This window comes from Cupriavidus basilensis OR16 (assembly GCF_000243095.1).
Taxonomy (GTDB): domain Bacteria; phylum Pseudomonadota; class Gammaproteobacteria; order Burkholderiales; family Burkholderiaceae; genus Cupriavidus; species Cupriavidus basilensis_D.
Map to the genome: position 1 here is coordinate 55625 of NZ_AHJE01000126.1, position 12520 is coordinate 68144.

At 68.1% G+C, this 12520-nt stretch carries 14 protein-coding genes and 1 pseudogene; 11 read left to right on the forward strand and 4 right to left on the reverse strand.

The window, feature by feature from the left end:
• Positions 1 to 27: 27 nt before the first annotated feature.
• Entirely contained in the window at positions 28 to 747 is a 720-nt protein-coding gene (locus OR16_RS34155) for a flagellar brake protein (RefSeq protein WP_158001401.1), read from the reverse strand.
• A 386-nt stretch (positions 748 to 1133) separates the two neighbouring features.
• Here OR16_RS34155 and OR16_RS34160 point away from each other — a divergent pair, with 386 nt between their 5' ends.
• On the forward strand, positions 1134 to 1823 hold the full coding sequence (locus OR16_RS34160; protein ID WP_158001402.1) for a flagellar brake protein: 690 nt from the start codon (positions 1134 to 1136) through the stop codon (positions 1821 to 1823).
• Positions 1824 to 1840: 17 nt separating this feature from the next.
• Positions 1841 to 2356, forward strand: a complete 516-nt coding sequence (locus tag OR16_RS34165) for a hypothetical protein (protein ID WP_006163436.1) — start codon at positions 1841 to 1843, stop codon at positions 2354 to 2356.
• Positions 2357 to 2399: 43 nt separating this feature from the next.
• Here OR16_RS34165 and OR16_RS34170 read toward each other — a convergent pair whose 3' ends face one another.
• The gene (locus OR16_RS34170; protein WP_006163437.1) at positions 2400 to 3188 is read right to left on the reverse strand and encodes an IclR family transcriptional regulator; all 789 of its coding nucleotides are present in this window, start codon (positions 3186 to 3188) and stop codon (positions 2400 to 2402) included.
• Positions 3189 to 3338: 150 nt separating this feature from the next.
• Here OR16_RS34170 and OR16_RS34175 point away from each other — a divergent pair, with 150 nt between their 5' ends.
• The 4 genes from OR16_RS34175 to OR16_RS34190 are packed head-to-tail and all read left to right on the forward strand — an operon-like array spanning position 3339 to position 6098.
• Positions 3339 to 4445 carry an S-(hydroxymethyl)glutathione dehydrogenase/class III alcohol dehydrogenase gene (locus OR16_RS34175; RefSeq protein WP_006163438.1) on the forward strand — a complete coding sequence of 369 codons (1107 nt, stop codon included), beginning with the start codon at positions 3339 to 3341 and terminating at the stop codon, positions 4443 to 4445.
• Positions 4446 to 4456: 11 nt separating this feature from the next.
• Positions 4457 to 5305: an S-formylglutathione hydrolase gene (gene fghA / locus OR16_RS34180; protein ID WP_192816477.1), complete on the forward strand. Its 849-nt coding sequence runs from the start codon at positions 4457 to 4459 to the stop codon at positions 5303 to 5305.
• A 25-nt stretch (positions 5306 to 5330) separates the two neighbouring features.
• Positions 5331 to 5699: a VOC family protein gene (locus tag OR16_RS34185; RefSeq protein WP_006163440.1), complete on the forward strand. Its 369-nt coding sequence runs from the start codon at positions 5331 to 5333 to the stop codon at positions 5697 to 5699.
• Positions 5700 to 5720: 21 nt separating this feature from the next.
• On the forward strand, positions 5721 to 6098 hold the full coding sequence (locus OR16_RS34190) for a hypothetical protein (protein WP_006163441.1): 378 nt from the start codon (positions 5721 to 5723) through the stop codon (positions 6096 to 6098).
• 27 nt (positions 6099 to 6125) lie between these two features.
• On the opposite strand, the gene OR16_RS34195 is transcribed toward OR16_RS34190, so the two are convergent.
• On the reverse strand, positions 6126 to 7124 hold the full coding sequence (locus OR16_RS34195; protein ID WP_043422187.1) for a GlxA family transcriptional regulator: 999 nt from the start codon (positions 7122 to 7124) through the stop codon (positions 6126 to 6128).
• Between the two features lie 209 nt (positions 7125 to 7333).
• Between OR16_RS34195 and OR16_RS34200 the strand changes: the two genes are divergently transcribed.
• Both OR16_RS34200 and OR16_RS34205 read left to right on the forward strand, forming a co-directional pair.
• Complete coding sequence (locus OR16_RS34200) at positions 7334 to 8398, forward strand: ABC transporter substrate-binding protein (protein ID WP_006163443.1); 1065 nt, start codon at positions 7334 to 7336, stop codon at positions 8396 to 8398.
• Positions 8379 to 9404 (forward strand): ABC transporter permease, encoded by a 1026-nt coding sequence (locus OR16_RS34205; protein ID WP_006163444.1) that lies wholly within the window; start codon positions 8379 to 8381, stop codon positions 9402 to 9404. Before OR16_RS34200 ends, OR16_RS34205 begins: the two co-directional genes overlap by 20 nt.
• On the opposite strand, the gene OR16_RS47530 is transcribed toward OR16_RS34205, so the two are convergent.
• On the reverse strand, positions 9394 to 9612 hold the full coding sequence (locus OR16_RS47530) for a hypothetical protein (RefSeq protein WP_272942898.1): 219 nt from the start codon (positions 9610 to 9612) through the stop codon (positions 9394 to 9396). The genes OR16_RS34205 and OR16_RS47530 overlap by 11 nt on opposite strands.
• Here OR16_RS47530 and OR16_RS34210 point away from each other — a divergent pair.
• The 3 genes and pseudogenes from OR16_RS34210 (at position 9539) to OR16_RS34220 (ending at position 12513) form a co-directional block, all read left to right on the forward strand.
• Positions 9539 to 10190 (forward strand): annotated as a pseudogene (locus OR16_RS34210) (ABC transporter ATP-binding protein). The gene OR16_RS47530 and the pseudogene OR16_RS34210 overlap by 74 nt on opposite strands.
• A gap of 6 nt (positions 10191 to 10196) precedes the next feature.
• On the forward strand, positions 10197 to 11144 hold the full coding sequence (locus OR16_RS34215) for a substrate-binding periplasmic protein (RefSeq protein WP_006163446.1): 948 nt from the start codon (positions 10197 to 10199) through the stop codon (positions 11142 to 11144).
• Between the two features lie 55 nt (positions 11145 to 11199).
• Positions 11200 to 12513, forward strand: a complete 1314-nt coding sequence (locus OR16_RS34220) for an acyl-CoA dehydrogenase family protein (RefSeq protein ID WP_006163447.1) — start codon at positions 11200 to 11202, stop codon at positions 12511 to 12513.
• Positions 12514 to 12520: the final 7 nt, after the last annotated feature.

Below are 12520 nucleotides of genomic sequence, written 5' to 3' on the forward strand. Positions count from 1 at the left end.
GGGCCACAGTGATGCCGGGCGACCTGTCTATTCACGCCCGGCCAGCTCCAGCGCAAACACCACGCGCTGCAGCCACTTCGCCGCCTGGACATCCACCTGGCCAAAGTGGCAGCCAAAATGATGGTGCGCCTCGTTGCCGCGCCAGGCCTTTCGATGCCGCACCACCTGCAGCGCCAGGTTCAACCCGCCCAGCTCGCCAAGGTCCAGGTGGCATTCGGCGATCCAGGTCCCGACCGGCAACCGCTGCGGGCCGACACTGCGCGAGCGCAAGCCCACGCCGGACACCGACACGTCAGCCACGTCCATCTCCACGAACTGGCCGTCGCTTAACAAGATCTGGCAGCGGCACTGTTTTTCCGCCTGCGGGCGGACGCGGAAATGCCTGCGGCGCGGGACCTGGTAGATCCCGGTCGGGTACGGAGCGAGAAACGCCGGGCCGCCATCAAAACGGGTGACGGCGGCCGATGCGATGCGGAACTGGAACGTGATGTCGCCCATCGATGCCGAGGCCGCGATGTCGCTGGCGTTCAGGATTGCCTCCAGTTCCACACCATCGCGGCACCAGGCGAGCACGCAGGTGCCCTTGGATGGATCGATAAACAGGAAACTCGAGGCCACCCGGCACTGCCGCGCAGGATGGAGATGAACCCGGATGCGCTGGCGCAGCAGATCCTGCAGGATCTCAAGAACCTGGCCCGGATCGCTGATCCGCTCGATATCGCCGTTCGACGCCAATGGAAACGGCAAGGACGCGCCTATGGCTTTCGAGGCCATGGTCGTGGTGCCGGGTGGCCCAGCAAAACTGCGGCGCTAGCGCTACGGTTCATCGCAACTAACTCACTCAAGGTATTTAGGTATTAAAGAACCAAGGTATCGGATCGGACGACGCATCCCGCATCCCGCATCCCGCTTCGCGGCGGCCTTCTATCATGCGTTGCATGCCCACGGCTCTAACGGCATTGCCGAACAGGTTCTTGAGGCATCCGCCGCCCACTTACCCCCCTTTATTTACGGCCGCCACCATGCGGTGCCTTGCCTCTCTCGGCCGGATTAAAGATCTGCGCAATCCTGCCGTTAGGCAATGTTTAGCGGCCATGCTTGCGCTCGCCTCCGCCTGCGAGCCACACCAATCCATGAATAGACTTGATCCCGCTTCGATTAACCCACCGTCACCGGATGGGTTCCAGCACGCGCTCGAGGATGAGATCCGCGAGATGCTGGATGTCCTGGCTAGGCAGGAGCGATACCTCGACTTGCGCTTGCCGGATGGGCGCTGCCTGCGCACAAGGGTATTGTTCGTGGACGCGGCTGCGCACATGTTTACGCTCGAGGGATGCGGGAGCGAGTCAGACAACCAAGCGGTACTGGCCAGCGCGCAAAGCGAGCTTGCGACCGTGCTCGATGATGTATCGATCACACTCCCCCTCGCCGCCGCGAACCGCTGCCAGTTCGCCGGCACCACCGCGTTCGCGGTGCCTTTCCCGGATCAGCTGTCGCAAGTGCAGCGGCGGTGGGACTACCGGGCGCAGACGCTGGATTACAATTACACGTTCGAGACCGAGCTGCCTGACGGCACAGGGCTCAGCCTGGACATCGCCGACCTGTCGGCTTCCGGCGTGGGATTGCGCGCACGCACGCAGGGAGCGACCGCGCTGGCCGTCGGGACGGTGCTCCCCAAGGGCATCCTCAGCTTCGGCACGCTGGCCAGGCTCGAGCTCAGTGTTCGCGTGGTACGTTACCAACTGGTGAACACAGCCGATGATGTGGTACACCACTACGGCTGCGAATTCGTCGCACTCGATCAAGCTGTCCTGCTCGCCTGAGCCCGCTGGAGTCATTCATGCCCCACCCGCATCGCGTCTTCGGCGCCCTGCTGCTTTCGATGTTCTCGCTGACGGCAACGGCACGCGACTCGCTGTGCGCGAAGGACGAACAGGTTGCGTTCTCCTGCACGGTCAAGGGCAACAAGCTTGTATCGCTCTGCGCTTCGCCGGATCTGTCCAAGACAAGGGGGTATGTGCAGTACCGCTTTGGCAAAAAAGGCGCTGTCGAACTGGCGTACCCGAAACTCACCGATGATCCGCGCAAGCACTTCCGCTGGGGTGTCACCTCGTACTCCGGCGGTGGCACCGATTACTTCAGGTTCTCCAATGATGGCTACGACTACGTGGTCTACGCCGGCATCGGCAAGGGTTGGGAGAAAGAAGGGCTGGTAGTCGAGAAAGACCAGAAGCGCATCGCCAGCTTGCCCTGCCGCGATGGCGCGCTAGGTCCGGACAACTGGGCGGTCATGTATTCCGCGGGCCTGCCGGAGCTGGATCAGAGCAAGCCAGCGGATCAATTCGACATGCCTTGACGCGCGGCCGGCTCAAATCCGCACGGCCAACCCCACGAACAAGCTACCCCTCCAACGCCCGGCGCGCCCACGCACTGGTAACGCGCCGCGCCTCCTCCTTTAGCCGCCGCGCCATCTTCGCCTCGCGCGACAGGATCCGCTCGCTGAGCGCCGCCACGCTCAGCGCGCCCAGCGGGCGGCCTTCGTAGTCGAGCAAGGGCACGGCGATGCCGCCCATCTTGTCGACCACCCAATCCAGGAACAAGGCATAGCCGCACGCGCGGGCAGCCTCGATCTGCGCTTCGATAACCGCCGGCGTAAGGCGCGGGTAACGTGCGCGCTGCACCTTGCCGAGCCGGGCCCGCGCGGCGCGCTCGGCTTCCGGCATCCAGGCCAGCACTGCCAGGCTGCCCGCGCCAACGCCCAGCGGGCGGCGCGTGCCGATCTCGACATAGTTGGCGCGGATCGGGAATGTGCCCAGTTCGATATCCGCCACTACCGATTCGCCACGGCTGGCCAGCGTCAGCACGGCGCTATCCTCGAACTCCTCCACCAGCCGCTCCAGGCTCGGCCGCGCCAGCGCCCGCAGATCGACCCGGCGCTGGGCCACGTCGGCCAGCTGAAAAATCTCCGGGCCGATGCCAAAGCGCCGGCTGGTATCGCGGGCGACGAAGCCTTCGGCCACCAGCAACTCCAGCAGGCGCGACGCGGTGGCCGGGTCTAGCCCAGTGGCGCGCGCCACGTCCGACAGGCGGCGCACTTGCGGGTCCGACAGGGCACGCAGGATCCAGAGCGCGCGTTGTACGGGCGAGGCGCGGGGGGCGCGGGAGGCGGAGCCGGCTTCGTCACTCATGCCCGGTCCTTGCGGATTTTGAGCGGGACGGGCAGGCAATATGGCAAGGACATTGAGCTTGGGCGGCGCGTGGGCGGAACCGGCATTTAAGCTGCGGGCGCCGGTCCGGTCAACCGGCCCGGCCTGCCAACCCTCGATTTTAAAACCATCATGAAGACCAAAGCCGCCATCGCCTGGAAGGCCGGTGCCCCGCTGACCGTGGAAGAAGTGGACCTGGACGGCCCGCGTGCCGGCGAAGTGCTGGTGGAGATCAAGGCCACCGGTATTTGCCATACCGACTACTACACACTGTCGGGCGCCGATCCGGAGGGCATCTTCCCGGCCATCCTGGGCCACGAAGGCGCCGGCATCGTCACCGGCGTGGGCCCGGGCGTGACCTCGCTCAAGCCGGGCGACCACGTGATTCCCCTCTACACGCCGGAATGCCGCCAGTGCAAGTTCTGCCTGTCGCGCAAGACCAACCTGTGCCAGGCCATCCGCAGCACGCAGGGCAGAGGCCTGATGCCCGACGGCACCTCGCGCTTTTCCATCGATGGCAAGCCGATTTTCCATTACATGGGCACGTCCACCTTCGCCAACCACATCGTGGTGCCGGAGATCGCGCTGGCCAAGATCCGCCCGGACGCGCCGTTCGACAAGGTTTGCTACATCGGCTGCGGCGTGACCACCGGCGTGGGCGCGGTGCTGTTTACCGCCAAGGTAGAAGCCGGCGCGAATGTGGTGGTGTTCGGCCTCGGCGGCATTGGCCTGAACGTGATCCAGGCGGCCAGGATGGTGGGCGCCGACAAGATCATCGGCGTGGACCTGAACCCCGGCCGCGAGGCCATGGCCCGCAAGTTCGGCATGACCCACTTCATCAACCCGAACGAAGTCGAGAACGTGGTGGACCATATCGTGCAGCTCACCGATGGCGGCGCCGACTACTCGTTCGAGTGCATCGGCAACACCAAGGTCATGCGCCAGGCGCTGGAGTGCTGCCACAAGGGCTGGGGCAAGTCCATCATCATCGGCGTGGCCGAGGCCGGCGCGGAAATCTCCACCCGTCCGTTCCAGCTGGTGACCGGGCGCGAATGGAAGGGCTCGGCCTTCGGCGGCGCGCGTGGCCGCACCGACGTGCCGAAGATCGTCGACTGGTACATGGAAGGCAAGCTCAACATCGACGACCTGATCACCCACACGCTGCCGCTGGAGCGCATCAACGAGGGCTTCGACCTGATGAAGCGCGGCGAGTCGATCCGCTCGGTAGTGTTGTACTGAGGCCGGCCATGATCGAGCTCCTCTCCGAGCACGGCTGCTTCGGCGGCGTGCAGCGCTTCTATCGCCATGCATCGGCCACCATCGGCCTGCCGATGCGGTTCTCCGTGTTCCTGCCCGCGCAGGCGCTGGTGCAGCCCGAGCAGCGCCTGCCCGCGCTGTTCTACCTGGCCGGCCTGACCTGTACCGATGAAACCTTCATGATCAAGGCCGGCGCCCAGCGCCATGCCGCCGAGCACGGCCTGATCCTGGTGGCGCCGGATACCAGCCCGCGCGACACCGGCGTTGCCGGCGAGGCCGAGTCGTGGGATTTCGGCGCGGGGGCGGGCTTCTACCTGGACGCCACCCAGGCACCGTGGAGCCAGTACTGGCGCATGGAAAGCTACGTGACGCAGGAGCTGTTCGGCCTGGTCACCACGGCCCTGCCGGCGGACCCGCAGCGGGTTGGCGTGTTCGGCCACTCCATGGGCGGCCATGGCGCGCTGGTGCTGGCGCAGCGTCACCCCGGGCGCTTCCGTTCGGTGTCGGCGTTTGCGCCAATCGCCGCGCCCTCGCGTTGCCCCTGGGGCGAGAAGGCCTTCAGCCGCTACCTGGGTGAGGATCGCGCCAGTTGGGCGCAGCACGATGCCTCCGCGCTGATGGCCCGCCAGGCAACGGCGCCCTTCCCGCGCGGCATCCTGGTCGACCAGGGCCTGGCCGACAAATTCCTCGCCGAGCAGCTGTATCCGGAGGTGTTCGAGGCCGCGTGCGCCGCGGTCGGGCAGCCGCTGCTGCTGCGCCGGCACGAGGGTTACGATCACGGCTATTACTTCATCTCGACCTTGATGGAAAACCATATCCGGCATCACGCGGCGCAGCTCTGAACCGCGCCGCTGAGGCACCCATACCATGAGCAACCTGTCCGCTATCGAACTCAAGGCCTTCGTGCCCGCCCGGGATTTTGCGCTATCCAAACAGTTCTACCAGGACCTTGGCTTCGTCATGCCGTGGAGCGACGACAGCCTGGCCTACCTGCATCACGGGTCGTGCAGCTTCATGCTGCAGAATTTCTACGTGCGGGACCTGGCCGAGAACCTGATGATGCACCTGCTGGTGGAGGACCTCGGGGCCTGGTGGGACAAGGTCAACGCGCAGGACCTCGCCGGGCGCTACGGCGTGAGGCTGATACCGCCGCAGGACCAGCCATGGAAGATGCGGGATTTCGTGCTGCTGGATCCATCCGGCGTGCTATGGCGTATCGGGCAGGACCTGGAGTAGAACACCCCGAAGGACAGCACGATGACCCGCAGCGCCCGCACTTTCCGCCTGGTTCCCGTGGCGGCTACGTTACTGCTCTCCTGCGCCGCCTTTGCGCAGGGCTCGCCCGCCGGCGGCGACGAAGCCATGAACGCGATCCAGAGCAACTTCGCGCGCATGACGCCTTCGCCACGCACAGTGGACAGCATCAACCAGGAACTGCGCCAGAACCACGCCGCGCCGGCGGGGACCAGCGGGCGTGGCGGTGGCGGCGGCCGCGGCCGGGGCCGCCAGCGCTCGCAAGACAGCACGCAGAACGGCGCCGGTGGCGCAGGCGCCGATACCCCGGCGAGCCAGGATCCTGGCCTTCACGCCAATGCGCCCTCCGCGGCGGCATCGCCTGCCGCAGGCAACCAGTAAGCCAGTAGTAAGCCAGTAAGGCCCGCGCTACTGCCGCACGGCCCCAAACCGCTCGCGGTACTCGCGCGGCGTGATACCCAACTGACGCAGGAACGCGCGCCGCAGCCCTTCATCCGACCCGAAGCCAGTGCGCGCCGCAACGGCCTTGAGCGGTAGTTCGCCCTGCTCCAGCAGCAGCCGCGCCCCTTCTATGCGCGCCGACTCGATGAACGCCATCGGGCTGGTACCCGCCTCCCGCGCGAACACGCGCCGGAAGTTGCGCTCGCTCATCGCCACCCGCCCCGCCATTTCCTCCAGCGTGAAATCGTGCGCGAGGTCAGACAGGATCCAGTCCTGCACCCCGCGGATGCCGGCGTGGCTGGTCGCCTGACTGGCCAGGTGCAGGCTGTACTGCGATTGCCCCCCTGGACGCTTGAGGTAGACCACCAGCTCACGCGCCAGGTATAGGGCCAGGTCCCGGCCAAGATCCTCTTCCACCACGGCCAGCGCCAGGTCGATGCCGGCGGTCACGCCGGCGGACGTCCACAGGTTGCCCTGGCGGATAAAGATGGCATCCGCATCCACTTCCACGGCCGGAAAACGCTGGCGCAGCAACGTAGCCACGCTCCAGTGCGTGGTGGCGCGGCGCCCGTCCAGCACGCCCGCCGCCGCGAGAAAGAAGGTGCCCGAACACAGCGCAATCAGCCTTCCGATGCGTGGCGCCACCGCACGCGCCCACGGCACGATGCCCTCGGCATCGCCCATGGCCCGCTCGATGTCGCGCGCGCCGACGATCACCGCGATATCTGGCAGCAACACGGGATCGAGCCGCGCCGTGGCCTCCAGCGTCATCAAGGTGTCGGAGCGCACCGGGCCGGCCTCCAGCGCCACCACGCGCGTCGCATAAGCCGGCGGCTGCCCGAGCTGGGCCAGCCGCACATTGGCGTAGTCGAACACCGTCATCGGGCCGATCGCCTCCATGGCCTTGAAGCCGGGGTACACCACGATATCCACCCGCCGTGGGGCGGTGACTGCCTGCGCTTGCATCGATCTGACCGGAGCGGAAAGCGGCGATCTTAACCCAGCGGGCCATCGGCCACCGCCTGCGCACAAGCATATGCGGCGGCCGCATTAGTCGCTGGGCGTGCAAGCTTGCGCCAACAAATTCGTTCTATTGCAGCGAACCTATTCTTAGCATGGTGCCTATCGTCTACATCCCACCACATCGGGCACACAGCCGCCCAACGAGGAGTGTCATGCATCAAGAGCCAGAGCAACCGTTGGCCAACCACCGTCGCGCGTCCGTGGACAACCCGCGCAGCACCGGCACCCTGAGCCGCCGCGGCTGGCTACAGGCAGCCGGCACGCTGGCCGTGGCCAGCGGCATCGCGCCCTTTGCCTGGACGTCGCGGGCCAGCGCCGCGGGGCAGCTCACGCCGATCAAGCTGGCCTGGAACGCCAGCAGCGTGTGCCTGGCGCCGGTGGCCGCGGCGCTGAAGGAAGGCATCTTCCGCAATCATGGGCTGGAGGTGGAGCTGATCAATTTCGGCGGCTCCACCGATCAGTTGCTGGAAGCCATTGCCACCAAGAAGGCGGACGCCGGCGTGGGCATGGCGCTGCGCTGGCTCAAGCCGCTCGAGCAAGGCTTTGACGTAAAGCTGACCGCGGCCACCCACGGCGGCTGCATGCGGCTCTTGACGCTGCGCAATTCCGGCGTGACCGACCTGAAGAGCCTCAAGGGCAAGACGGTGGCGGTAAGCGACATGGCCAGCCCGGCCAAGAACTTCTTCTCCATCCTGCTGGCCAAGCGTGGCATCGACCCGGTGCGCGATGTGCAGTGGCGCCAATACCCGGCCGACCTGCTCGGCATCGCGCTGGAAAAAGGCGAGGCCCAGGCCGCCGCCGACGGTGACCCGCGCACCTACCTGTTGCGCAAGGAGCGCGGCCTGGTCGAGGTGGCCACCAACCTGTCCGATGAATACGCCAGCCGCTCCTGCTGCGTGCTGGGGATTCGCGGCAGCCTGCTGCGCGAAGACAAGCCGGCTGCCGCCGCGCTCACGCACGCCGTGCTGCAGGCGCAGGACTGGACGGTAGCGCACCCGGAGGAAACCGCCCGTCATTTTGCCGAGTTCGCCAAGGTACCCCAGGCGGACGTGGTGGCCATGCTCAAGAGCCACACCCACGGCCACCATCCGGTCGGCGCGGACCTGAAGAAGGAACTGGCGCAGTACACGGACGAGCTCAAGCTGGTTTCAGTGATCCGGCCAGGCACGGACTCCAACAAATTCGCGGAGCGCATCTATGCCAACGTTCTCGGCTGAAGGGCAACGCGGCGCACAGGATGCGCACGATGAGTTCCTGGCCGTGCCGGCGCCCGCCGTGCCCCGTGTCTGGCTGGGCGGCGCGCTGGCCGCGGCGGCCTGGCTGAGCGTGGCCAGCGTCATCAAGTTCTGGCCGGAGCCGGAGGACTGGCCGCTGACGCACGAGACCGCCTCGCTGTTCGCGGGCATCGCCGCGGTGCTGCTGGTGCTGGCGTTTGTGCAGCACCGGCTGGGTGGTCTCGGCGCCTCGCTGCGCCGTGCGGGGCCATGGTTGCTGGTGCTGGCGGTGCTGACCCTGATCTGGGAAGTGGTGACCGCCAAGCTCGGGCTGCTGCCGCGTCCCTTCTTCGCGCCGCCGCAGGCGCTTGTCGAAGTCTTTGTCGAGGACTATGCGCGGCTGGCCGAAGCGGTGGCGCATTCGCTGCGCCTGCTGGCCACCGGCTACCTGCTGGGCGCGCTGGCGGGTTTCCTCACCGGCGTGTCCATCGGCTGGTCGGCCCGCGCGGGCTACTGGGTCCATCCGGTGTTGCGCCTGTTGGGGCCGCTGCCGGCCACGGCCTGGCTGCCGATCGTGTTCTTCGCCTTTCCCAGCAGCGCCAGCGCGGCCACCTTCCTGGTGGCGCTGGCCACGTGGTTCCCGGTCACGGTATTGACCTGGTCCGGCGTGGCGGCGGTCGATCCGGCGTACTACGACGTAGCCCGCACGCTCGGCGCCAAGGAGCGGTTCCTGGTGCTCAAGGTGGCGGTGCCCGCGGCGCTGCCGAGCGTGTTCGTGGGCTTGTTCATGGGCCTTGGCGCATCGTTCTCGGTGCTGGTGGTGGCCGAGATGCTGGGGGTCAAATCCGGGCTGGGCTGGTACCTGCAGTGGGCCCAGGGCTGGGCCGCCTACGCCAGCATGTATGGCGCGCTGCTGGTCATGGCCATCATCTTCTCGGGGCTCATCACACTGCTGTTCCGCTCGCGGGATCGCCTGCTGGCATGGCAAAAAGGAGTGGTCAAATGGTAAGCGCCGTGCTCGACAAACCCGCCCCCGCCCAAGCTGCGCAAGCCGCCATCGACAGGGACAGCGCCAGCAACGGCGTGCGCCTGACGATCGACCAGGTGAGCCACCATTTCACGCTGCGCGACCAGGTGCTGCCAGTGCTCAGCCGCGTCAGCCTGACGGCCGAGCCGGGCGAGTTCGTGGCCCTGCTCGGCCCCAGCGGCTGCGGCAAGTCCACGCTGCTGCGCATTGGCGGTGGATGGCGTGCCGATCAGCGGGCCCGAGCCGAGCCGCGTGGTGGTGTTCCAGGACCCGACGCTGTATCCGTGGCGCACCGTATGGGACAACGCCGCGCTTGGCCTGGAAGCGCGCGGCTTGCTCGGCAGCCAGCGCGGGCGCGTGGACGATGCGCTGGCACGCGTGGGCCTGACCGAGTTCGCACGGGCCTATCCGCGCCAGTTGTCCGGCGGCATGGCGCAACGCGCTGCGCTGGCGCGCGCGCTGGTCAACGAGCCACGCTTGCTGATTCTCGACGAACCGCTGGGCAAGCTCGACTCCCTCACGCGCCTGAGCATGCAGGGTGAACTGGTCTCGCTGTGGCAGCGCTCGCGCTTTACCGCGCTGCTGGTCACGCACGACGTGGAGGAAGCACTGCTGCTGGCAACCCGCGTGATCGTATTCAGCGAACGCCCCGCCCGCATCACGGCGCAGATCACGATCGATCGCGATTACCCGCGCCACCGCGACGATCCCGAGCTGATCCGGCTGCGCCGCGAGATCCTGGGCCTGCTGGGGCTGGGCCAGGGATGATAGGCCATGCCTGACGAACTCTGGCATGTGAACGGCACATGGTGGCTGGAGCCGCGTCCGCTGCCAGATGGCCGTGCAGCGAGCGCCTTGCCCCGCATTGCGCCGGCCGCGCCGGCCGTGCTGCGCGCTGCGCGTCGTGCCGCGGGCGGCATTGCACTGGCCGCGGGCGCAGTCGCGCTGCCGCTGTGGTTGTTCACGGGCACGTCCTGGCCAACGCGGCCGGCCGAGCCTGGCCCATTGCTTATGCAAGCCAAGGCACGTGGCGAACTGGTGGTGGGTGTGCATGCCTATCCCCGTCCCACGCCACCGGGCCTGCCACTTGTCGCGCAACCCGACCCGGGCGAGGCCGTACTCGCCACCGAACTCGGCCGCGCACTGGGCGTGCCGGTCCGGTTGCGCCATCTGCCGGCGGGAGGCATTGGCAGCCACGCCGATATCGACATCGCCTTCGGTGCGCCGCATGGCACCGGGCATGCGCGGGCAGCCGCCGTGCCGGCAGCCGCCACCCCACGTGGCACCTTGCTGACCCTGCGCTTCACCCCGGTGAGCCGGCTCGACGCCCTGAATGGCAAGACGGCCTGCGTGAGCGCGGGCAGCCCTTTCCAGCCCGCGCTGGCCCGCGCCGGTGCCACGCTGCGCAGCTATCCCTCGCCGCTGCAGGCGCTGCTGGCGTTTCGCCGCGGCGAGTGCGCAGCGGTGGCGGAAGACGCCACGCTGGTCGCGCGCGTGATGCGCCTGCCCGAATGGCGCTTCTTCACCGCGGCGCCAATAGTGCTCGACGGCGAGGGCGCGGCGCTGACGCTGCCCCAGCCGGATGCGCAATCCGCCCGCTACCTGGCGCAATGGCTGGCGCGCTGGCAGCGCGACGGACGCCTCGCGCGGCTGCGCGACGCGGCCGCCGGCGACGCCGCTTTCAACATGATGCTGGTGGAGAGCGGGCTGATTTGCCATTGAGTGCCATCAAGCGCCATCAAGGCAACCAACTAGACAGCACACAACAGGAGCAACCATGAGTTTGCAGTCCACCGGCACGACCAGCCGGCAGCGGATTTCCGCGTGGCATCGCGAGAGCGGCTTTGCCTCGGCCGAACCTGCCGAGCCGGCGCCGCCCGAGGCGTCCCGCGCAGCACGCGTCCTCCCCGCCGACGAGACCCTGCGCGCGTTGTCCGGGCGCTTCGCCGCGCGCGCCGCCGCCCATGACCGCGACGCCACCTTCGCCTTCGAGAACATCGCCGAGCTCCACCAGCTTGGCCTGCTCGCCCTGACCGTGCCGCGCGCGCTCGGTGGCGCCGGTGCGGGCCTGGCCGATGCGCGCCGCGCAGTCCACCACGTTGCCGTGGGCGATCCGTCCACCGCGCTAGTGCTGGTGATGCAGATCCTCGGCCACCGCAACCTGGCGCAAGACACGCAATGGCCGGCGGCCGTGCGCGAGCAGGTGCAGCGTAGCGCGGTGGAACAAGGCGCGCTGATCAACGCGCTGCGCGTGGAGCCCGAACTGGGGTCGCCCGCGCGCGGCGGCCTGCCGGCCACGGTGGCGCGCCGGCACGGTGACGGCTGGCTGCTGTGCGGCCACAAGATCTACGCCACCGGCATCCCGGCGCTGAGCTGGCTGGCCGTCTGGGGCCGCACCGATGAGGCCAACCCGCGCACCGGCGTGTTCCTGGTGCCGCGCGACGCGCCCGGCATCACGGTGGTGCCCACCTGGGATCATCTCGGCATGCGCGCCACCGGTAGCCACGACGTGGTCTTCGACAACACGCCGCTGCCCGCCGCCCATGCCGTCGACCTGCGCCTGCCCGCTGCCTGGGCCGAGCGCTACGACCCCGCCTGGGCCGTGTGGACGTCGACCCTGCTCGGCACGCTCTACGATGCCGTGGCCCGCAGCGCGCGCGACTGGTTCGTGGCCTGGCTCAACCTGCGCGCGCCCGGCAGCCTGGGCGCGCCGCTGGCCACCTTGCCGCGCTTCCAGGAGGCCGTGGGCCGCATCGACGGCTGGCTGCTGGCCAACCGCATCCTGCTGGAGCGCTTCAGCGCGGACATCGATGCCGGCGCGCCCGCCAGCGCCAGCGACGGCAATCTGCTCAAGCTCAACGTGACCGACAACGCCATCGCCGTCGTCGAGCTTGCGCTCAGGCACGCCGGCAACCCCGCCCTGTCGCGTGGCAACCCGCTGGAGCGCCACTACCGCAACGTCCTCTGCAGCCGCATCCACACCCCGCAGAACGACGCGATCCTGGTCAGCGCCGGCGCGCACGCCCTGCACGCCGCGGCAGCAACCAGTGCAGACGCCGCGGCGGCCACCCCGTCCAGCACCCACGCCTGAGGCCATC

Bases quoted from the DNA above. Each gene is read 5' to 3' on its own strand.
- OR16_RS34170 (WP_006163437.1), bottom strand. From the start codon at position 3,188: ATGAGTGACGAAGCCGGCTCCGCCTCCCGCGCCCCCCGCGCCTCGCCC.
- OR16_RS34185 (WP_006163440.1), top strand. From the start codon at position 5,331: ATGAGCAACCTGTCCGCTATCGAACTCAAGGCCTTCGTGCCCGCCCGG.
- OR16_RS34160 (WP_158001402.1), top strand. From the start codon at position 1,134: ATGAATAGACTTGATCCCGCTTCGATTAACCCACCGTCACCGGATGGG.
- OR16_RS34195 (WP_043422187.1), bottom strand. From the start codon at position 7,124: ATGCAAGCGCAGGCAGTCACCGCCCCACGGCGGGTGGATATCGTGGTG.
- OR16_RS34215 (WP_006163446.1), top strand. From the start codon at position 10,197: ATGCCTGACGAACTCTGGCATGTGAACGGCACATGGTGGCTGGAGCCG.
- OR16_RS34220 (WP_006163447.1), top strand. From the start codon at position 11,200: ATGAGTTTGCAGTCCACCGGCACGACCAGCCGGCAGCGGATTTCCGCG.
- OR16_RS34200 (WP_006163443.1), top strand. From the start codon at position 7,334: ATGCATCAAGAGCCAGAGCAACCGTTGGCCAACCACCGTCGCGCGTCC.
- OR16_RS34175 (WP_006163438.1), top strand. From the start codon at position 3,339: ATGAAGACCAAAGCCGCCATCGCCTGGAAGGCCGGTGCCCCGCTGACC.
- OR16_RS34165 (WP_006163436.1), top strand. From the start codon at position 1,841: ATGCCCCACCCGCATCGCGTCTTCGGCGCCCTGCTGCTTTCGATGTTC.
- OR16_RS34205 (WP_006163444.1), top strand. From the start codon at position 8,379: ATGCCAACGTTCTCGGCTGAAGGGCAACGCGGCGCACAGGATGCGCAC.
- OR16_RS34190 (WP_006163441.1), top strand. From the start codon at position 5,721: ATGACCCGCAGCGCCCGCACTTTCCGCCTGGTTCCCGTGGCGGCTACG.